Annotated in this window: 13 protein-coding genes; 6 read left to right on the top strand and 7 right to left on the bottom strand. The window is 57.9% G+C overall.

The window, feature by feature from the left end; translation table 11 throughout:
• Positions 1-89 precede the first annotated feature (89 nt).
• The 3 genes from rpsG (at position 90) to argJ (ending at position 4,491) form a co-directional block, all read left to right on the top strand.
• Positions 90-560: a 30S ribosomal protein S7 gene (gene rpsG / locus HNQ38_RS07120; RefSeq protein ID WP_183718888.1), complete on the top strand. Its 471-nt coding sequence runs from the start codon at positions 90-92 to the stop codon at positions 558-560.
• Positions 561-663: 103 nt separating this feature from the next.
• The gene (fusA, locus tag HNQ38_RS07115) at positions 664-2,742 is read left to right on the top strand and encodes an elongation factor G (protein ID WP_183718886.1); all 2,079 of its coding nucleotides are present in this window, start codon (positions 664-666) and stop codon (positions 2,740-2,742) included.
• Between the two features lie 561 nt (positions 2,743-3,303).
• Positions 3,304-4,491 (top strand): bifunctional glutamate N-acetyltransferase/amino-acid acetyltransferase ArgJ, encoded by a 1,188-nt coding sequence (gene argJ, locus HNQ38_RS07110; RefSeq protein WP_183718884.1) that lies wholly within the window; start codon positions 3,304-3,306, stop codon positions 4,489-4,491.
• A gap of 621 nt (positions 4,492-5,112) precedes the next feature.
• On the opposite strand, the gene HNQ38_RS07105 is transcribed toward argJ, so the two are convergent.
• From HNQ38_RS07105 to HNQ38_RS07080, 7 genes are all read right to left on the bottom strand, one after another.
• Positions 5,113-5,604, bottom strand: coding sequence for a FeS-binding protein (locus HNQ38_RS07105; RefSeq protein WP_183718882.1), 492 nt, complete (start codon positions 5,602-5,604; stop codon positions 5,113-5,115).
• Complete coding sequence (locus HNQ38_RS14185) at positions 5,601-6,182, bottom strand: 4Fe-4S dicluster domain-containing protein (RefSeq protein ID WP_246388042.1); 582 nt, start codon at positions 6,180-6,182, stop codon at positions 5,601-5,603. The genes HNQ38_RS07105 and HNQ38_RS14185 overlap by 4 nt, the downstream gene beginning before the upstream one ends.
• Positions 6,068-6,493 carry a 4Fe-4S dicluster domain-containing protein gene (locus HNQ38_RS14180; RefSeq protein ID WP_246388053.1) on the bottom strand — a complete coding sequence of 142 codons (426 nt, stop codon included), beginning with the start codon at positions 6,491-6,493 and terminating at the stop codon, positions 6,068-6,070. Before HNQ38_RS14180 ends, HNQ38_RS14185 begins: the two co-directional genes overlap by 115 nt.
• A gap of 593 nt (positions 6,494-7,086) precedes the next feature.
• Positions 7,087-8,502 carry an oligosaccharide flippase family protein gene (locus HNQ38_RS07095; protein WP_183718880.1) on the bottom strand — a complete coding sequence of 472 codons (1,416 nt, stop codon included), beginning with the start codon at positions 8,500-8,502 and terminating at the stop codon, positions 7,087-7,089.
• 9 nt (positions 8,503-8,511) lie between these two features.
• On the bottom strand, positions 8,512-9,459 hold the full coding sequence (locus tag HNQ38_RS07090; RefSeq protein WP_246388041.1) for an HlyD family secretion protein: 948 nt from the start codon (positions 9,457-9,459) through the stop codon (positions 8,512-8,514).
• Positions 9,459-10,925, bottom strand: a complete 1,467-nt coding sequence (locus HNQ38_RS07085) for a TolC family protein (RefSeq protein ID WP_183718878.1) — start codon at positions 10,923-10,925, stop codon at positions 9,459-9,461. Before HNQ38_RS07085 ends, HNQ38_RS07090 begins: the two co-directional genes overlap by 1 nt.
• Positions 10,926-10,993: 68 nt before the next feature.
• The gene (locus HNQ38_RS07080) at positions 10,994-15,379 is read right to left on the bottom strand and encodes an acyltransferase domain-containing protein (protein ID WP_183718876.1); all 4,386 of its coding nucleotides are present in this window, start codon (positions 15,377-15,379) and stop codon (positions 10,994-10,996) included.
• A 348-nt stretch (positions 15,380-15,727) separates the two neighbouring features.
• On the opposite strand from HNQ38_RS07080, the gene HNQ38_RS07075 reads away from it, so the two are divergent.
• From HNQ38_RS07075 to HNQ38_RS07065, 3 genes are read left to right on the top strand one after another with little or no spacing between them, the layout of a single operon-like run.
• Positions 15,728-17,047 carry an aminotransferase class I/II-fold pyridoxal phosphate-dependent enzyme gene (locus tag HNQ38_RS07075; protein WP_183718874.1) on the top strand — a complete coding sequence of 440 codons (1,320 nt, stop codon included), beginning with the start codon at positions 15,728-15,730 and terminating at the stop codon, positions 17,045-17,047.
• 57 nt (positions 17,048-17,104) lie between these two features.
• Positions 17,105-18,451 carry a glycosyltransferase gene (locus HNQ38_RS07070; RefSeq protein WP_183718872.1) on the top strand — a complete coding sequence of 449 codons (1,347 nt, stop codon included), beginning with the start codon at positions 17,105-17,107 and terminating at the stop codon, positions 18,449-18,451.
• Complete coding sequence (locus HNQ38_RS07065) at positions 18,448-19,488, top strand: polysaccharide deacetylase family protein (RefSeq protein WP_183718869.1); 1,041 nt, start codon at positions 18,448-18,450, stop codon at positions 19,486-19,488. The genes HNQ38_RS07070 and HNQ38_RS07065 overlap by 4 nt, the downstream gene beginning before the upstream one ends.
• The last annotated feature ends 56 nt before the right edge of the window (positions 19,489-19,544 follow it).

The raw sequence follows: 19,544 nt of genomic DNA, 5'->3' as shown, positions 1-19,544 counted from the left end.
CCATGCGGCGCGCCTGGCCGCCCGCTATTGCGGAGCGCCGGCGCGTTGCGGGGTTGGTGACGCCGAAACCCGCATGAAGGAGAAACCCCATGCCCCGTAAAGGTCCTGTTCCCAAGAGGGAAGTGCTGCCCGATCCGCTTTATTCCAGCCGTCTCGTCACCAAAGTCGTGAATCGGCTTATGTATGACGGCAAAAAGGGCGCCGCCGAAAAGATTTTCTACAGCGCTTTGGAAACCCTGGCCGAAAAGACCAGCGAAGATCCCATGCGCGCCTTTGAAAAGGCCCTGGATAACGTGAAGCCCCATATGGAAGTCAAGGCTCGCCGCGTTGGCGGTGCGACCTATCAGGTTCCTATGGAAGTGCGTCCTGAACGCCAGGTTTCGCTGTCTATCCGGTGGCTCATCAACTATGCCCGCTCGCGCGGCGAAAAGGGCATGACTGCCAAGCTTGCCGCTGAACTGCTGGATGCTTTCAACGGGCGCGGTGGCGCGGTGAAAAAGCGCGAAGATACCCACCGTATGGCTGATGCCAACAAGGCCTTCTCTCATTACCGCTGGTAAGAGGCCGTCCCTATTTTCTCATGAATGTATCCCGACGCCGCATCCGTAAGGAAGCGGCGTCGGTTTTGCACCACACCGCATCCGCAGTATGGAGGATAACCCTGTGTCCCGCACCGTTCCTGTAAACAAACAGCGCAATATCGGCATTATGGCCCATATTGACGCCGGCAAGACCACCACCACCGAGCGCATTCTTTTTTATACCGGCGTTAACCACAAAATTGGTGAAACGCACGAAGGCCAGGCCACCATGGACTGGATGGAGCAGGAACAGGAGCGTGGCATCACCATTACCTCCGCTGCCACCACTTGCTTCTGGAAAGACTGCCGCATCAACATCATCGACACGCCCGGCCACGTGGACTTCACCATTGAAGTTGAACGCTCCCTGCGCGTGCTCGACGGCGCTGTCTGCGTGTTCGACGCCGTTGCCGGCGTTGAGCCCCAGTCTGAAACCGTGTGGCGTCAGGCCGACCGCTATCATGTGCCCCGTATCTGCTTCGTGAACAAGATGGACCGCCTGGGTGCCAACTTCTTCCGTTGCGTGGGCATGATCCACGACCGCCTGGGCGCCAAGGCCGTGCCCCTGCAGTTGCCCATCGGCGCTGAAGACAAGTTTGAAGGCGTGCTGGACCTCGTGACCGGCAAGGCCATTCGCTTTGACAAGAGCTCCAAGGGCGCTGAATTTGTTGTTGAAGACGTGCCTGCCGACATGATGGAGCTTTACGAAGAAAAGCACCACGAAATGGTGGAAGCCGTAGCCGAAGAAGACGAAGTGCTGCTCGAAAAGTACCTGAGCGGTGAAAGCCTGACGGAAGAGGAAATCATTTCCTGCATCCGTAAGGCCACCATCGCCCGTACCATCGTGCCCGTCATGTGCGGTTCCGCTTTCCGCAACATGGGCGTGCAGCCCCTGCTTGACGCCGTGGTGGACTACCTGCCTTCCCCTGTGGACATTCCGCCCATGCCCGGCCACGCGCCCGGTAAGGAAGACGAAGTCATTGAATGCAGCTGCGACGACAAAGAACCCTTTGCCGGCCTGGTGTTCAAGCTTTTCTCCGACCCCTTTATCGGCCATCTGTCCTTCTTCCGTATTTATTCCGGCTTCCTTGAATCCGGCATGACCGTGTACAACTCCAACACAACCAAGCGCGAACGTATTGGCCGTATCCTCAAGATGCACGCCAACAAGCGCGAAGACGTGAAATGGGCTGGCGCGGGCGACATCGTGGCTCTGGTGGGCCTCAAGAACGCTTCCACCGGCGACACCCTGTGCGACGAAAAGCGCCCGGTTATTCTGGAATCCCTGAATATCCCCGAGCCTGTTATCGAAGTGGCCATTGAGCCCAAGACCAAGCCCGACCGCGATGCTCTTTCCGCTGCTCTTAACAAGCTGGCCAAGGAAGACCCCTCTTTCCGCGTCAAGGGCGACGAAGAAACCAACCAGACCCTTATCGCCGGTATGGGCGAACTGCATCTGGAAATCATCGTTGACCGCCTGACCCGTGAATTCGGCGTTAACGCCAACGTGGGCAAGCCCCAGGTTGCTTACCGCGAAACCATTTCCAAGCCTGCCAAGTCTGACCTCAAGCACGCCAAGCAGTCCGGTGGTCGCGGCCAGTACGGTCACGTCGTTATCGAGATTGAGCCCAATCCGGGCAAGGGCTATGAGTTCATCAACGGCATCACCGGCGGCGTTATTCCCAAGGAATACATCCCCGCGGTGGACAAGGGCATCAACGACGCCCTGAAGTCCGGTGTTATGGCTGGCTTCCCCGTGGTTGACGTGAAGGTCAAGCTGGTCTTCGGCTCCTACCACGAAGTTGACTCTTCGGAACAGGCCTTCTATGTGGCTGGTTCTATGGCCATCAAGGACGGCATGCACAAGGCTGGCCCTGTGCTGCTGGAACCCATCATGGACGTGGAAGTGGTTACGCCTGAAGAATACCTCGGCGACGTCATGGGCGACCTCAACGGCCGCCGTGGCCGTGTGCAGAGCATGGAAGCCCGCGCTGGCGGCGCACAGAGCGTGCGTGCCCAGGTGCCGCTGTCTTCCATGTTCGGCTATGCCACTGACCTGCGTTCGCGCACTCAGGGCCGCGCCACCTTCACCATGCAGTTTGACCATTACGAAAAGGTGCCCCAGGCCATTTCTGACGAAATTCAGAAGAGCAGAACATAGGCATCAAACGGGCCGGCGCATCTTGGTGCGTCGGCCCGTACCCTTCGTGTCCGGGCTGGCTTTGCCATCCACAGGGACGAAGACAGGGGAAGGACATCTGGCGAATAGGCGAGATTCCTTCCCCTTGGTTTTGGCTGAAGTAATTTCACAACGGTCTGGCTGCTGCCGGGCAGAAATCCCCACGCCAACATAGCCGACAATTGGCGAGGCACTAGAACCACTGCATGCATTTTTTTGGGGCCTGGGCCGCTTTGTGGTGCCATGGAAGTGATCCCGCATCATGACGAATCTCGCGGTTGCGCGTCGTGTGGGCGTAACTGTTAGGCACAGCCCGCGTTCTCCTCACTGAGACTGTGCCGCTGCGGAATTTTTTTGTGCGCAGTTTGAGTTTTTCAATGTGAGACAGGCGTTCAGAATATATTGAAAAGAGATACTTTCAGTGAGAAGGTATCTGACGGAACAGGCGCGGGCCATGCCCCGCATCAAGTACGGTACATCATAGCCGCAGGCTGGGTCGTACGCCCGGAACAAATGCGGACGGCATACTTTCAGGAGAGCGCCATGCAGAACGATTTGCCAAAGGGCTTCAGGGCCGGAGCCGCTGCAGCCAATTTCAAGAAAGCTGGACGGGACGACCTTGGTCTCATAGTTTCCGACACGCCCGCAGTACTGGCAGGCATGTTTACCCAAAATCTTTTCAAGGCCGCCCCTGTGCTGGCCTGTCAGGAAATACTGAACCGCGCTGGCACCGTGCGGGCCGTGCTTGCCAATGCCGGGCAGGCCAATGCCTGCACTGGCGACGAAGGGCTTGCCAATTGCCGCGCCACTCAAAGCATGGTTGCCGGGCTTACGGGGCTGGCAGTGGACGAAATACTGCCTCTTTCCACTGGCGTGGTTGGGGCCCACCTCAAGATGGAACGCTGGGTCGACGCTGTGCCTGCACTGGTAAAAAGCCTTGGCACTCGTGATGCCGAAGGCTTCACCCGTTCCTTCATGACCACAGATGCCTTTCCCAAGTTCGCCATGCGCGAAGTCACGCTTGCGGGCGGTACGGTTCGCCTGACGGTTATGGCCAAGGGCGCAGGCATGATCTGCCCCAACATGGCTACCATGCTGTGTGTCGCGCTCACGGACGCGCAGGTGGAACGAGATTCCTGGCAGGCCATGTTTGGCCGCGCCGTGGGCAAGACCTTTAACCGCGTAAGTGTGGACGGCGACACCTCCACCAACGACACCATCCTTGGGCTTGCCAACGGGGCTTCTGGCGTGGCCGCGCAAAGTACCGCCGATATGGCCTTGCTTGAAGAGGCCCTGACGGCCATTCTGGCGCAGGTTTCGTATATGCTGGTCAAGGACGGCGAAGGCGCGAGCAAGGTTATCCATATTACGGTGAGCGGTGCAGGCAGTGATGCCGACGCAGAGCTTGTGGCCCGCAGCGTTGGGCATTCCCAGCTGGTCAAAACCGCCATCTATGGCGGCGATGCCAACTGGGGGCGCATTGTGACGGCAGTGGGTTACAGCGGCGCAAAGTTTGACCCCACCAAAGTCAGCATGAAGCTTTGCGGCATAGAGCGTTTCCGGCAGGGCTGTCCTGTGAATGAAGATCAGGAAGACGCGCTGGCTGCACTGCTCAAGGGCAAGGATGTGCAGGTGGACATCGAGCTTGGCAGCGGAACGGGAGCGTACACTTTCAAGGCTTCGGATCTGGGGCATGAGTATGTGACGCTTAACTCGGATTACCGCTCATAGCGAAAGAATGGTTCAGTTGGACCGCTGAGCCGCACGGGCGCGCTTTCAATATATTTTGTCAGGCGCGCATAAGATAAGACGTTTATAGCCTGCCTATGTCTCTGAAAGAGTAAATTGGCAGCGCAAAAGGCTCAGTGCAAATCTGTGCAATGCAAAAGGGCGGAGTATTCCGCCCTTTTGCATTTGTGTCGTTAGAGCAGACTGGCTGTGAAATGCATTTCACCTCAACTCTGTCATTCTGCAGAAAAATGTGATTTCCGGCAAGATTCACGTCGAGTTGCGGCGTGTTGCCCTCTTGCCAGCGTTAGAGCAATTAAATTTTTTTAAAGGTAAAATGCTCTAACAGGTTGCTCGCCAGCTTCCACAACTAGAATTCCGGGCTATGTGGGCAGTACAGTTATGCCTTTTCGCAGGTTGTCCATAAAAGCCCGCCCAGCGAAAAGTCACATGCGTTGTGGAGAGATGACCGCGACAATTGTATCAAACTCAGAACCGCCGTTGCGTCCCAAGGCTCAACGGCTGCCCTGCGCAAAAAAGTGCATTCAAATTACCTGAAATATGTTTTTATCCGTTATTCCGGTGAGAAACGGCGTCTCTTTGCACTGTAAACTGCATTGCCGTTTACAGCGAGGAGCGGTTTTTTTTAGATGCGCAAATTTTCAATGCGCTGGGTTTTCCGGCAAGCCACAGGCAGCATTGCACCAGAAGAATGGGTACAAGCAGCAGGCCGCTGAAAAGGTGACAGAGTTTTACGGTCGTGTATGCGCGCCCAAAAACAGCCACGTCTGGCAGATTATGCAGCATGAGTATCAGCCCTGTAACAGACAGTGTGGCAAGCAGCGCCGTGCGGATAGCTCCACAGCGTGTAAAGGAAAACATGCCTCTGCCCTGGACCCACCAGATAATGACGGCATATGTTTCAAGCATGAGCAGTAAGGCTACTGCATAGTAGTGCCATACGGTCGCCTGATTATCTATGTTAATCAGGCTGTAACGAACGGCCACGGGCAGGTGGGCCAAGCCGGACAGCGTCGCAGTCAGAAGGGCGATTGTCCAAAGCGCGCAGAACGTGCCCGAAAAAAGCCGGGTTGGGGTGCGTTGAGAGCGCATCATGACTTACGAGCCTTCAGCCAGTTGCGGCAAAGACGCAGAGAAGCCAAGGCCACCCCGGCCAATGGCGCAGCCAGCACAATGTCGACCAGGCTGTTTTCTTTTTTCATGCTGGCTCCTGCGGGGCGTAAGCTCGGTTTGCCAAAGCCAACCTGCTCCTGTTGCAGCATGGCAGCCTCAATATCGCGGAAGGGAACTGACGAAACGTAAAGCGTATTGGTGCCCCCATTTTCCTTGAGCCCAAAAATTTCACCGTTTCTTTGGTGCGCCATTTCCTGCGCCTGGGCAATCATCTCGTCTCTGATGCCGAAATGTTGCGCCTTGGCTGGGCAGGCGGCAACACAGGCGGGCGGCTGCCCCTGTGCCAGCAGTTCGTGGCAATAATCACACTTGAAAACCAGGCCATACCCAATATAACGAGGGGCAAATTTTAGGTACGGCCCAACACCTGACTGGCGTTGGGGGATCAGCCAGGGACAGGCTCTCTGGCATGGGCCGTCGCCAAAACAGATGTTTTCATCAATATATGCTGCGCCCTGGGGCTTTGGCGGGCTGCCCCCGAAGGGCACAGGCTTACGCATTGCGGGTTGAGGCAGTGCAGGCAACGGCGTGGCATGAAGACCCGCCGTGACCCGTCCGAAGCAGGCAGTGTACAGCTCTGGATGTAAATCCAGTTGTACGGCGTCAGGCGGTTCGTTATCTGCCGGCGATCTGACCAGTCGCTGATGGGAATCCATGCTGGCGTTGGGGCTGGAGTAGGCTTTTGAGGTAAGGGCAGGCGCGAAAGGTTGCGGGAGCGGCACGCGGAGACGCACGCGCCACAGCCTGTGCAGAGGTCGACATCAATGATTGTGCAGCAGTCAGTGCCTCCGGTGGACAAGCGCAAAGACATGGCCTGGGCAGGGCTCAGGCCAGCCAAGCCCATACTGGCAGCCGTTCCCGCAGAAGTCAGACCTTTGAGAAAGCGTCTACGTTGTAGGAAAAGGTCTTTAGCCATGAAAATCCTTATGCGCAATTTTAGCCTATACGCGGCATGCTGATTTTGCATGCTACGCGTAGCCAATTATTCTCGTCAATGCCAAGGCTGAAAGCTGGCAGGAGGGCAAGCGGGGGATCGCGCTGAAATGCTGGCGTATCAGTGGGATCTTGATTGTCTCTGATGGGGGCTTCGCGGTCATGTGTTACGAGTTCGCGAATTGTACGGATGCGGCAGGGGGGCGTGTAACAAACTGTGTTTGTGCCATGCATGGTTGAGCGGAGTTCTTCGGGGTACTAGACAACGCTGCGCATGTGCTGCGCGGCTGATGCAAGCGGAGTTTACTGTCCTGTGGCGCGCTAAGCCCTTGTCGCAACGGGCGAAGCATCTCTGTGGAGCAGTAAACTCATAGTCCTTATACCGGGAAACGATGATTTCGCAGCCGCAACACGTTGAAATTTTTGGGCAGCAGAGGAAGGCAAACTCAGAAGAGTTGCGGCTTCGTTTTGCTATTCGGCTTGAGGTGCCTTTTTTTCAAAGGGCGGGGGAGGACGCCACCACCAGAACAAGGCCAGCAGGGGAAGAAGCCCCACCCCTTCAGCGATTTCACGAGGGGCAATTTTGCCCGTGCCCCACCACAAAGCGATGCTCACTCCTGCTGTCGTCAGCATAAGGAGCCATTGCGCCGCACTCATCGGGCGGGTTGTCCACTGAAAAAAGCCCACAGTAAGAATGGCAACCCAAACCTTGGTGATGGTAAGAGACAGCGCCGCACCTTCCAGAGGCATGGCCGGAATAAGCGTCAGACAACAGATAATATTAAGAATAAGCCCGCTGACGTAGAAAAGCAGCAGAAGACGATGGCGGCGCATGCCTATCATGGCATAGGCGGCAAGGTTGTGCAGAAAGGCAGTGGCCAGGCAAGGCGTCAGCAACTGCTGTGCCCGAACGGCGCTCTCATAGCTTGGACCGTAAATAAACGGCAGAAATCGGTCACTTTCCACACAAATGAGAAAGATGATGGGCAAGGATGCCGCCCACAAGGACCGGGCCGTCTGGCCAGCCAGTTGGCGAAAGGCATTTTTATCCTGCTGCCAGAATTTTGCCAGCAGCGGAAAAATAACCTTGCCCAGAAGCGCGCTTGATACCAGAACCGAGAGACCTTCCACCGTCTCCCAGGCCACTCCGTACCCGCCCACATCGGCGTTACCGCCGTATTGCTTGAGAAAAATGACGTTGATTTTGTTGTAGAACATGGCACAGGCGGCCATGCAGGTAAAGATAAGGCCATGCTTCATTTGCCGCGCCAGATCGAGCATGCCGGATCGGCCTACACCCGCGAGAGGGTTGCGGCCAAGCGCTGTGAGGGCAAAAATGATGCACAGTATGGATTCAATGGGCTTGTAAAGCGCGATGATAATGGGGGGAGCGCCCATGACTACGCAGGCAATGCCGAAACCTATGCCGATGAGGGCTGAGGGCACCCGGATGCGCATTTCCACATCCTGACGGCCCCGAGCCTGGCATAGTGCGAAAAAAGAGTCGCTCACACCGTCAAGACCAAGCCCTGCGGCAATACACAGCACGATAAGGCGAAGTTCAGGACTGTAGTTCTGCCATCCGGTAACCAACCACGTAACAACCAGGGCCAGCACCAGAACGGTAAGCTTGAGCCACGTTACTTCGCCCAGCAAAGCCCGGGGGCGGCCTTCCCGCCTGGCAAAGGTAGATAGCAGAAAATCATTAAGACCCACATCAGCAATGGTTTTAACCAGATAGCCGAAAGTGAGGGCCAACACCACCTGCCCCATTATATCGGGGCTGCGGCGGGCAAGCAAAATGGTAAAGGCTGTCCAGGCCAGGTCGCGCGTCCATTGCGCGCCCAGAATGTAACCGAGCCTGCGGGGAATGCTCTTGAGCTTCATGCGGAGGCTTTACCTGTCGCCCCCGAAACGCACAACAGCCTTGAAGCCGGGCTTAAGCTCAAGATCCGGGTTGGGCACGGTGATTTCCACAGTGTAATAGGAAGGATTGGACACGCTCATATCACTGGAAACCCAAGATATTTCTGTGACCTTGCCCGTAAAGACCTTGTTGTTGAGAGAGGGGATTTCCACCGCAACCTTGTCGCCTTCGCTGATGCCGCTGACTTCGGCTTCGTAGACGGGCACCTGAATAAGCACAGGGTCAAGCTGACCCACCCTGATGGGAACACTGCCCGCCGGAAGCAGGGTGTCGGGGTTGAGCGTGGCATCCAGCGACAGCACATAGCCCTTGAGGGGCGAGGTCAGGGTCAGGGTTTCTGGCAGAATTTCCCCTTCCTTGATTTCCTGTCCAAAGTAGCTGCTCAGTTCCTTGAGGCGGATGGCAAAGCTGTTTTCAGCTTTTTTTATGGTGGTGCGGGTGAGCTCGATGCGGCGTTGCAGGGAGCTTACATCCTCTTCAAGGCGCCCCGAAGCCTGGCGTGAACCAAGGCCCGAAGCTGCAAGCTGGCGTGCCTTGTTGCGCTGGGCAATGGTTTCAGCAAGCTTGCGCTCAAGGTCCAGCACCTGTCCTTTGAGGTTTTCCGTGCTGGGGCCTTGCATGACTTCGCGTTGCAGGGTGCGTTCCGCATCTTCATACAAGTGGTAGCGCATAAGAGGCGCGCCTTCTTCAACAGCTTCGCCGGGCTTGACCAAGACGGAGTCCACCACGCCGCTAAAGGGCATCGGGATGGCCCGCGTGACTGTCGTTACGACCTTGCCCGTAAGAATGGTCACGCCAGTCTTTCCGCCGTCAGCCGCAAAGGCTGCGGTGGCGAGAATCAGGCTGGCCAAAAATGCCAGAGCAATGCCCAGCGCACCCTTGCGGGCCGAAGAGGCCATGCGTGTATAGCGCGCCATTACAGCACCTCCTTGGCAGGCATGCCGAGGAAACGTTCTTGAAGCGAGGTGGAAATATACATCCATTCAAGTTGGGCCAGCTCACAGGTCAGTTCTGCACGAATAAGCGCGATCTGGGCCTGTACCATGGCTTCTTGCCTGTCGGCCACATTGGGCAGATCCGCAATGCCTTCGTTGAAGGAAATATGAGCTTCCTTGTACTGCATGGCCGCGGTGTCAAAACGGGTTTTCGCGATCTTGAGCTCGGTTTCGGCCAGGGCCACGTTCTGTTCCGCCTGCAGCCACTTGTTGGAATAATCTGTGCGCTTGCGGGCCATTTCGTGGAAGGCCTGTGCCTTCATCATGCGGGCAGTCTGCACGCCACGGTAGCGGCGGCCCCAGTCCAGCAGGGGAAAGTCGAAGTTCAGGTGCAGGAAGGTGTCTTCACTGCCGCTGGCAGGCTGATACTGGCCCGCTGGCGGGCTGTTGTTGACGGAGATGCTCATGTTGGGAAGATACTGAGCCCAGGCGACCATGATATTGTAATCGCCCAGTTTGATCTGGCCGCGCAAAAGCAGGTCGTCTTCAGTGGTATTCCAACGGTCGTCCCACTTGAGACTGCGGCCGTTGAAGCCTTTCAGAATTTCGTCAGCGCTTGACGTGTCCACGTCCAGCTTGTGCTGCGGGTCCACACCAGCGAGTATTTTCAGCTGGGTGAGCTGCATGACTTCCTTCATCTTGGTTTGTTCCACCATCAGCTCAAGCTCGCGCTGGTGCTGCATGGCCAAGTTGAGGGAAACCCCCTGGCGGCCGTCCACAGATTCCACTTGCTGCCAGTAGGATATAAGCTCCTTGCCGATGGGCAGCAGCTCTTTTTGAACCTTGACGATTTTCTTCTGCGCTTGCAGTTGCAAATAGGCTTGGGCGATCTTGTAGATGGCTTCGCCCACGGCCTTGCGGTGCGTGGAGATGGCCAGATTGACCATTGCCTTTTGCACCTGATGTTCAAAATAGGTAGCCACAGGATTGGGGAAGGCCGCATAGAAACCCACGGTGAACTTGGCACGCCCGTAGTCGCCAGGGGTGTCCTTGTGGTCCATGTTGTTACGCGTGAGGTTGTTGGTAACCTGCATGGTCATGCGTGGCTCGGGCAGGTATTTCCACACGGCGTCGGTAAGGGCTACGCGCTTGATTTCCAGATCCACCGCGCTGTTGACCAGAAGGGGCGACTGCTGGATGGTCAGAAAGACGCAGTCCTCGTAGGTGAAAACCTTGCTGGGATCATACAGGTTGGGCACTGCCGCCTCAAGTTTGGCCTTGTTTTCTACCGGTACGCCGGGAGCCTCTTCCAGCCAGTGTTTGGCCGGAAGCTCCGGAGATTTCAGCCCCGCCTTGTTTGAGGCGCATGCGGAGAAAAACAGGGTCATAACGAGCAGCAACGGCAGATAAGACCGCGCTGAAAAGAGAGGACGTGTGTTATGCGGCATCAGGCACCCTTTACAATGTCGCGCACTTTGCGCGTTGGTATAGTCACTGTCACTGCGGCGGAGACGCACTAAAGCGCAGCGGCTCCGGTGTCCCGCCGATTAAACTCAAGATGGTGAAGAGTCAGAAAGACGCGTCCGCGTTCGTCAACGGCCTGGCCGTCAAAACGCAACAGATTTGGGGCAGACCAGGAACGCCGCATCCTTATGAGCCACGGTCCTTTGCCTCTTTCGCCCCCAAAACGTATGAATCCCGCAGCCTGCAGATGCCAGTTTCGTATGACAGCGGCAATCGCCTCTGCCTCTCCGGCATCTTGGGCTATTGCCATCCACGCGGCCTGCACCATTCCCTCCACCACATGCAGTACATCCGTATAGCCTTTATTACCCTCGGGGGCAATGCTTGTATACGAATGGTCCAACAGTGCGGCATATCTGTGATTAGGCAGAATGCTGAACTCGCGCAGCATGCGCCAGGGCGCGCCAAAACCAACAGAATTATAAAAAAGATCAGTATCCAGAGCCTGTTGAATTTGCTCCGCGCGTGGGGGCTCATTTTCATCAGGCCACAATGGCGGCACCAGTCCGTTGGCAGCGGCCAGAATGGTCATGCCCTCGGCTACGGGCGCATAGCGGTCAAGATGTCTGCCATTGGCTGAAAGTCCGCGCACGTCCAGGGTGCCGCGGCACAGGCGCGTCATGACTCCGTCCTGCATGAGCCAGGGCTCTGCTTCAACAGCGGCCCTGCATTCGCGAGTGATGCCGGGCGGCAGCTGGGGAAGATCATAAAACCGGAGGTCCGAAAAACCAGTGGCTGTCAGCCAGGGAAGCCACAGGCTTGAGGCTTCAAGCAAGGCCGCCAGGGCACGGCTTGGCGGCAGCCAGGGCGTGCCGTCAAGGGCATTGCCTGGTTGGCCGCCGTGAAGAGCCAGGTCGGTATCGGCAAAGCGCGAGTAATGGCAGCAACCCTGAAAAAGTGTGGAAGTGGCCCGGTAAGGCGGATGCGGATCGGGAAAAACCAGGGGATAGCAGCATGGTTTTTCCGTAATGATGAGCCCTTGCCCCTTCTTTTCCTGCGCAGCGGGCGCATGGGAGTCGCGGCTTGCCTGACCGGCGGACGCGGCAAAAACGGGCAGGGCCGTGGGCCGAACCCAAAGCACCTGGCGGGCAGTGCCGCGCAAAAGTTCGCGGGCCAGCATGTCGCCCCAATCGTTAAGTCCGGCGCGAAGAGTTTTTTCCAGAAGACGGATGGCACGTGTGGCGACGCCAGCTTCCTGCCCCAGTTCTTCAAGGCGCTTTTCCAGCGGGCCGTCGCCGCGCAGATTTTCATCTGTGGGCTGCAGCAAGCTGCACAGGCAGGCATAGCGCAGCCCGTGTGGCACGGTGACGCGCATGGCCGCGCTCAGCAAGTCGGGCATGTCTGCGGCGGCAAAGGCGTTGGCTGAAAGCGTCGGGCCAGTTCCCTTTTCTCCGCTTTCGGACCGTGCGGCAGGCACAAAAAGCAGGCCGTCAACCTTGCCTTCTTTTTTTGCAAGATCGCTCAGGGCAGCGCTGGTATCTTCAGCCAGTGAGCGTGCCTCTGCGGTATTATGGGGAACGCGCAGGTCAATATCCAGGGGTACAATACGGCTGCCCGCCTTGGCCAGAGAGGCGCATGCTTCAACCTGGGCGCGAGGCACGGCCAGCACGCAGCCAAGCGGCGCCAGACCGCTCATGAGAGCGGGCAGCAGGTCCGGCTCGAAAAACAGAAGGGCCAGAGTATCTCCCCGGCGGATGGGCAAGCCCTGACCGCAGGGATCCAGAGGCAGCGGCAGCAGGGCATGCGTCTGTTCCGCACTGCTGGCCGTTTCCGTGGGGTCGCTTTGCGTATTCATCCGCATGGGGCTGAAGCGGCACAGCGGCGCGCAGGCATGAACCAGAGCCGTCTGGCGGACCGCCACCTGACTTGCAGCTTCGGATTTGTCGGAATCGGCCGTTTCGTCAAGATTGGCTGCGCCCAGAACGCGGGCAAGGTCGCCCACAGTGGAAACCTGCAGCAGATCTTCAAAATTGACAGTGATGTCCAGCGCTTTTTCCACTTCCTGAATAATAAGGGGAAAACGGCTGGAGCGCAGGGCAAGGTCGTAGCGCAGGTCCATATCTGGCCGCAGATCTTCCACTGGGCGGCCGCAGGCGCGGGCCAGCACATCCAGCACCACACGAAAGGCGGCTGCGGATGATACGGAAGGCGCGGTTTTTACCGGGGCGGGCGCAGCGGTCTCGCCGGAAACAGGGGCGGAAACCGCCGCGTCTGTTTTTATGGGCGAGACTTCTGGCGCGGGGATGCCGCAAGAAGAAGTGGAACCCGTCCCGCAGCCTGGGCCGCAGTCGGGGGAATCCACAGGCACAAGCCCACAATGCGGAAGCGGCGTGCGCGCGGCCTCGGCAGCATCTTTGCCATCGCGTACATCTGCGATGCGTGTTCGGATGGAACTTTTGCGCAAGTGCCCCAAAGCGTAGAGGCGGGCGCATGTCTGGCGCATGGCCTCCACTTCCTTGCCCTTGCGCCCGGCAGGCAGGCAAAGGGCCCGGGATTCAGTGTCGCTGACAAGACTGCACAGCGTATCTTGTGGTCCCAGTTCCAGAAAGTGACGTATGCCGTCTCTGTTCCATGCCGTGTGCACGCACTCTGTCCAGCGTACGGAATTTTCATCCAGGTCGGTGATTTGCTGGCAGATGGAGGGCTGGTCGTCAGGATAAAAGCCCGTGGTGGTGCCGCTCAGCATGGGCTGGCGGGGGGCGTGCATCTCAAGCGCATTGAGGCGGCGCAGCGAAAGATCGCGCAACACACGCATGCTTGGATGATGGAAGGCCAGATTCAGGTTGAGGACAATGGCAGGTATACGCCGCTTGCGCAGGCTTTTGCGGGCTTCCATCAAAACTTCGCGTGGCCCGCTCAGAATAAATTGTTGCGGCGTATTGTAGTTGGAAACGTAGAGGGTGGGCCACGTCGCGCACGCTTCATCAATGATTTCAGCGTTGGCGTGTACGGCCATCATGCCCATTTCGCGGGTGGCGGCAGCTTCAAGTTCGGCCATGTGAATGGCGCGGGTATCAAGAATATGCCAAGCTACTTCTGGCGTATAAATGCCACTGAAACACAGGGCTATCAGCTCGCCCAGGCTGTGCCCGCAGAAGAGCGAGGGCTGTAGACCCAGCGAGGAAAGTACGCTCCACTGCGCGAACTCAAGCATAAAAGTGTAAGGAGATTGCCAGCGTGTGGGGCTGACCTTTTCCACGTCCTTTTCGTCCATAAGGCCGAGCACATCCCAATCGGCAACAGCGGCGATGCGGTCCATAGCGGCGCGCGCCACAGGGAAATTATCGTAGAGTTCGCGGCCCATGCCCGGCCAGACCGAGCCCATACCGCAACACATGACTGCCAGGGGCGGCGCGTCACTCTTGGGGGCCAGCCAGATGCCACGCCCTTCAAGGGTTGCCAGGGCTGCTGCGTCGGGATTGTGCGGCAGCGAGAGCAGGTCTTGCCGCCACAGGGGATTGGTGGTTCCCATACGCCACATAATGCCGTCCTGGGGCAGGTCTGCGTAGCGTACGCCATCCAGAATAAGCTCTTCGGGCATATTTTGATAGTCGGGCATTTTTGTGGTGTCTGTAGCAGTGGCTTGTATATGATTTGCTTCGGCTGCAAGGCTGCAGGGCTGCCAGAGGGCTGGCGCGGTTTCGGGCCGGGGCTCCCCTGCCGCCTGCTGCGGATTCTTGCGGCATTTGAGCATATCGCAGCACGGAGGCGTAGGAGCAGGCAGGCGCAGCAAAAGAGGCTGGCACTGCAGATTCGGAGTCTTATCCGCCAAAAAATCCAGCAAAAGAATGGTGGGCACGCGTCCGGCCTGCGGGCGCATGGGTTCTTCGTCGCCCAGCGCTCTATTCACGTCGGAATTATAATAGTTGGGGAACTGCGGCATGCTCACGCCCATAGTGTCGGGACGGGCCGCCTCGCTGGTCATGCAGGGGTAAATATTTTTTGTCGCATCCGCGCTTTGCCCAAGAGCCGCGCGCAGAACCTTTTCGCCCTCATGAAGCTGGCTGGGGCGGAAGGATTCAAATTGCAGACGTACCGGGCCGAGGCGCCAGAGGTTTTGCAAACCTTCTGCGGCAAGGCTCAGGGATTGGGCCTGATGAGCCGGAGTGCTGGACTCGTTCCAGCAGAGCCAGAGCATGACGGGACCAGCATTTTCTGCAAACTTGAGCCAGTCAAGGCACTGCCGAACCAGAGACTGGGCGCAAATTTCGCCTGAAGAGGCGCGGGATTCGGCAGAGGCCGGATTTTCAGGAGCAGGGCAGGAAAGGGTGGCGCGCGGAGGCGACAGAACAAGCAGTCCGTCCTGAAGGAAGGCGTTGTCCGTTGCGCGGGGCTTGCCGTGCGAAGTGCCGTATGCTGGGGCAGGGTCTTGCTGCATAAAACTCGGGCCTGTGGCGCGCGGTTGATCGATTGGGCCGAAGCGGCATATATCGGCTAAGGGCGGTATTCTAAGGTATATCGATTCTCTTGTCCAGAAGCCGGGCGAAAAATAGGCCACGGCAGCGGAATGCTGCCGTGCGGATTTATATAGAAAGGTGGCCCCAAAAGGCCTTAAATGCCCAGTGGCTGTCGCTATGGCGGGCTGGTGAGTATTTGATATTACGCACTTGCCATAGCTCGATGGTTTGGCTATACTGAATCCTTACAAAGTTGCGCCCTCTGTCCGGCTGCTTGTTGCAGGGCTGCGGGCCGGTGCATTTTTTGGACAAATTTAAGAGGATAAGGCATGAAGAACGACCATTCCTGTCAGGCTGGACAAGAGGCGGCATCAACACCTGCCGCCACAGAAAGCTCCGCAGGCGGTTTTAGCCGCATGCGTTCCAAGCTCGCCTTTGACCGGCTTGTGGAGATGGGAGCCAAGATGGGGATGGAAAATCCTCTTTTTCTTTGCCACGAGCGTGCGGCCAAGGCTACCACTCTCATTGACGGCAAGGAATATCTGAACTTTTCCACCTACGACTATCTGGACATTAACGCCCATCCGGAAATAACCGAGGCCGTCACCAGCGCCGCCACCGTTTACGGCACGTCCGCCGGAGCCAGCCGCCTTGTGGGCGGCGAGCGCCCGCCGCACCGTGAGCTTGAGCGTGCTTTTGCCGACCTTTATGGCGTGGAAGATTGTATTGTCTATGTGAGCGGGCACGCCACCAACGTGTCCACCCTGGGCTTTCTGCTTGGCCACCGCGACGCCATCTTTCATGACGGCCTTGCCCATAACTCCCTTGTGCAGGGCGCACGCCTGTCGCACGCCGCGCGCTACTCGTACAATCATAACGACTGCGATGCCCTTGAGGAAATGCTCAAGGCCAAGCGCGCCGAGCACAAGCGGGCCATTATTGTTACTGAAGGCCTGTTCAGCATGGACGGCAACATCCCTGATCTGCCCCGCATCATCCAGCTGAAAAAGCAGTACGACTGCATGCTGCTGGTTGACGAAGCCCACTCGCTGGGCGTGCTTGGCAAGACCGGGCGTGGCGCGCACGAATATTTCGGCATTGACGCCAATGAAGTGGACATGTGGATGAGCACGCTCTCCAAGTCCATGTGCGGTTGCGGCGGTTTTATCGCTGGCAAGCACGAGCTGGTGGAATTTCTGAAGTACGGTTCGCCGGGTTTTGTTTTCAGTGTGGGGATGCCCCCTGTGATCGCCGTGGCCTGCCACAAGGCGCTGGACATTATGCTGCGCGAACCGGAACGAGTGCATAAGCTGCAGGGCATTTCCCGGTTCTTTGTGGATTACGCCGCCAGCATCGGCCTGGACACTGGCGCGGCCCAGGGCTACGCCATCGTGCCTGTTATGGTGGGCGATCCTATGGTTGCGGGCTTCTTGTCCAACGCGCTCTTCAAGCGTGGCATCTATGTTATGCCCATTACCTTCCCGGCAGTGAAAGAAGGCACCGACAGGCTGCGTTTCTTCCTTTCTGCCGCCCATACGGAAGAGCACATCCGCAAGGCCCTGGACGCCGTGAAGGAAGAAATTCCCAAGGCGCAGGCCATTGTGGAAAAATACAAGAGCGAACACGCCGAAGAATACCTGAGCGAATAAGAACTGCATTGAGGGCCGGGCCAAAAGGCCCGGCTCTCGTTTGCTGCGGAGACCGATATGTCTTTAACCAGTGGCGCTGCCACGGAAGCGGGAAAGGAAAACGGTCGGCAGAGTGTTCCGCCGGTCATCGCCTACGTGCTTCTTTGGTTTCCATTGTCTTCTGAGACATTTATTTTTCGAGAGGTCGTGCAACTCAGACAGCGCGGTCTGCCTGTGTACGCGTACAGCATGTATGGCGAAAATCTCAAAGGGTGCAGCGAAGAAATGCACGCCTTTGACGGCCCTGTTCGCCGCATGGGCATCAAGGCCGTCGGCCGCATTCTGGCTGCCTTCGGGCGTGCCTTGTGGCAAAAGCCGCAGGCTGTGTGGCGGCTCATGCGTGAAGGGCTTTTTCGCCGCATGCGCAATATTGAAGCCATTGCTGAAAATACCTGGTGCTTTTTAGCGGGCTTTCTGCTGGCCGAGCAGTGCCGGCTGGATGGAGTGCAGCTTATCCATGCTGGTTGGGCCAATGGTCCGGCAACGGCAGCCTGGGTAGCCTCGCGCATGACGGGCATTCCCTTTGCCTTCACTGGCCGTGCCGGAGATATTTATCCTGAAGACGGCCTGTTGCGCGAAAAGTCGCGTGATGCGCTTTTCGTCCGCACCAACAACCGCACCAATGTGCAGTGGCTCTGCAAGTTCTGCCCTCCTGACGCCACGGACAAAGTACACGCCATCTATAATAGCCTTACCTTCCGCCCGCACGGCCAGTGCGCCATGCCCATGCAGGCTCCTTACAGGCTGCTTGCGGTGGGACGCTTTGCGCGTACCAAGGGCTTTCCCGAACTGCTTACGGCAATGGCGCGGCTGCGGCGTGAAAACGTGCCTGTAACCCTGACACTGGTGGGCGACGGCAGCTGGCATCACAAACTCGTCAAAATGCGGGACGACCTGGGGCTTACACAGGTTGTCGATATGCCCGGGTTTATCCCTCACGACAGGATATGCGGTTTCATGCTGGACCACGACATGCTCATCATGCCCAGCGTGGTGCACACCAACGGCGACCGGGATGGCATCCCCAACGTGATTATGGAAGCGCTTTCGCACCGGATGCCAGTCATTGCCACCGATGTGTGCGGCATAGCCGAAGTGGTTATTGACGGTGAAACCGGACTGCTTGTGCCGCAGCGTGATCCGCGCGCTCTGGCAGACGCCGTGCGCCGTATGGTGTCTGACCGTGACGCAGCCCTGAAAATGGCCGAAGCGGGACGCGCCCACGTTGAAAAGCTTTTTGACCCCGCACGAAACATCGCGGCGGTTTATGATCTGTATGTAGACCAATGCGCCCGGGCTGCCAGGCTGCAGCAAGGGCAATCATCCCATTTGGATCAGGTGTTCACGGAAAAAGAGGAAGCATGAGCCGTCCTACGCTCTATCTTGCCGTCAGCCTGGATGTGGAAGAAGAAGGGCTGTTTGGCGGCCAGTATGCCCGCCGGGGATACTCGACGGTTAATACAGGCAGCCTGGGACGGCTTGATCCCCTGTGTGAGCGAGGTGTGCGCCCCACGCTTTTCTGCGCGCACAGCGTGCTGGCCGATGCGCCTTCGCGGCGTGTGCTGGCCGGCCTGCGCGACAGGCACGGCGCTGAAATAGGCGCGCATTTGCACCACTGGAACACGCCTCCTCTGACCCTTGACGGGCCGGGTGCAGACGCCGCCCTTGCCGACAATGCGTCCAGCGTACCCGCCGCAGCCGTGCCCGATCCTCTTATGGCCGCCAAGTTTGAACGTCTCATGGCTGCGGGACAGGAATTTCAGTCTGCGCCCCTGACTTCTTTTCGCATGGGGCGGTGGGATCTGCACAGAAACCACTGGCCTCTGTTGGCCCAGGCCGGAATCAAGGTCGACGCCTCGGTACGCCCACTGCATTGTGGGGCCACGCCTCAGGCAGGGCCAGACCACTTTGACGCTCCGTGCAACCCTTATTGGGTAACCGTTGGACAAAAACGTATTTTTGAGGTTCCCCTGAGTGTAACACCCCTTTTGCAACCCCTGCCGGGCCTGCTGCGCAAAACGGCTCCGGGCTTGCGGCCGGGCTTCAAGAACTGGGGAGCGTTGAGCTTGTTGCCCGTCTATCATCCCCTGTGGGTCATGCAGGCTGTGACCAGACTTTTTGTGGCGCGCGGAGGGCAGGTGCTGTCTCTCACCTGGCATTCCTCAGAAATGATGCCGGGCGGTGCGCCCCATTTGCCTGACGCCAGTGCTGTGGACAGGCTTATGCAAAAAATATTGGCCTGGACAGACTGGCTCACATCCCGCTGGGATGTACGCAGCCTGACCATGGACCAGTTGAGGGAAACCTTGGGCCCCCAAGCTCCTGACAGCGCTCTGCGACTGCGGCAGTGCAGCGGCGCGCGATGCGGCGATTGGGCATATCCGCCACAAGAAGCTCCCTAATTTGCGCCATGCGCAATGCGGTATGGTCGACTCCGAGTATATATAACCTGTGAGTT

The organism is Desulfovibrio intestinalis (genome assembly GCF_014202345.1).
Lineage (GTDB): Bacteria > Desulfobacterota > Desulfovibrionia > Desulfovibrionales > Desulfovibrionaceae > Desulfovibrio > Desulfovibrio intestinalis.
The sequence above is the reverse complement of the archived record's forward strand: the minus strand, read 5'-3'. Positions and strand labels throughout refer to the sequence as shown.

Coding starts and splice junctions, on each gene's coding strand:
- argJ (WP_183718884.1), top strand. CDS start 3,304: ATGCAGAACGATTTGCCAAAGGGCTTCAGGGCCGGAGCCGCTGCAGCC.
- HNQ38_RS07095 (WP_183718880.1), bottom strand. CDS start 8,502: ATGAAGCTCAAGAGCATTCCCCGCAGGCTCGGTTACATTCTGGGCGCG.
- HNQ38_RS07105 (WP_183718882.1), bottom strand. CDS start 5,604: ATGATGCGCTCTCAACGCACCCCAACCCGGCTTTTTTCGGGCACGTTC.
- rpsG (WP_183718888.1), top strand. CDS start 90: ATGCCCCGTAAAGGTCCTGTTCCCAAGAGGGAAGTGCTGCCCGATCCG.
- HNQ38_RS07090 (WP_246388041.1), bottom strand. CDS start 9,459: ATGGCGCGCTATACACGCATGGCCTCTTCGGCCCGCAAGGGTGCGCTG.
- HNQ38_RS07065 (WP_183718869.1), top strand. CDS start 18,448: ATGAGCCGTCCTACGCTCTATCTTGCCGTCAGCCTGGATGTGGAAGAA.
- HNQ38_RS07080 (WP_183718876.1), bottom strand. CDS start 15,379: ATGCAGCAAGACCCTGCCCCAGCATACGGCACTTCGCACGGCAAGCCC.
- HNQ38_RS07085 (WP_183718878.1), bottom strand. CDS start 10,925: ATGCCGCATAACACACGTCCTCTCTTTTCAGCGCGGTCTTATCTGCCG.
- HNQ38_RS14180 (WP_246388053.1), bottom strand. CDS start 6,493: ATGTCTTTGCGCTTGTCCACCGGAGGCACTGACTGCTGCACAATCATT.
- HNQ38_RS14185 (WP_246388042.1), bottom strand. CDS start 6,182: ATGCGTAAGCCTGTGCCCTTCGGGGGCAGCCCGCCAAAGCCCCAGGGC.
- HNQ38_RS07070 (WP_183718872.1), top strand. CDS start 17,105: ATGTCTTTAACCAGTGGCGCTGCCACGGAAGCGGGAAAGGAAAACGGT.
- HNQ38_RS07075 (WP_183718874.1), top strand. CDS start 15,728: ATGAAGAACGACCATTCCTGTCAGGCTGGACAAGAGGCGGCATCAACA.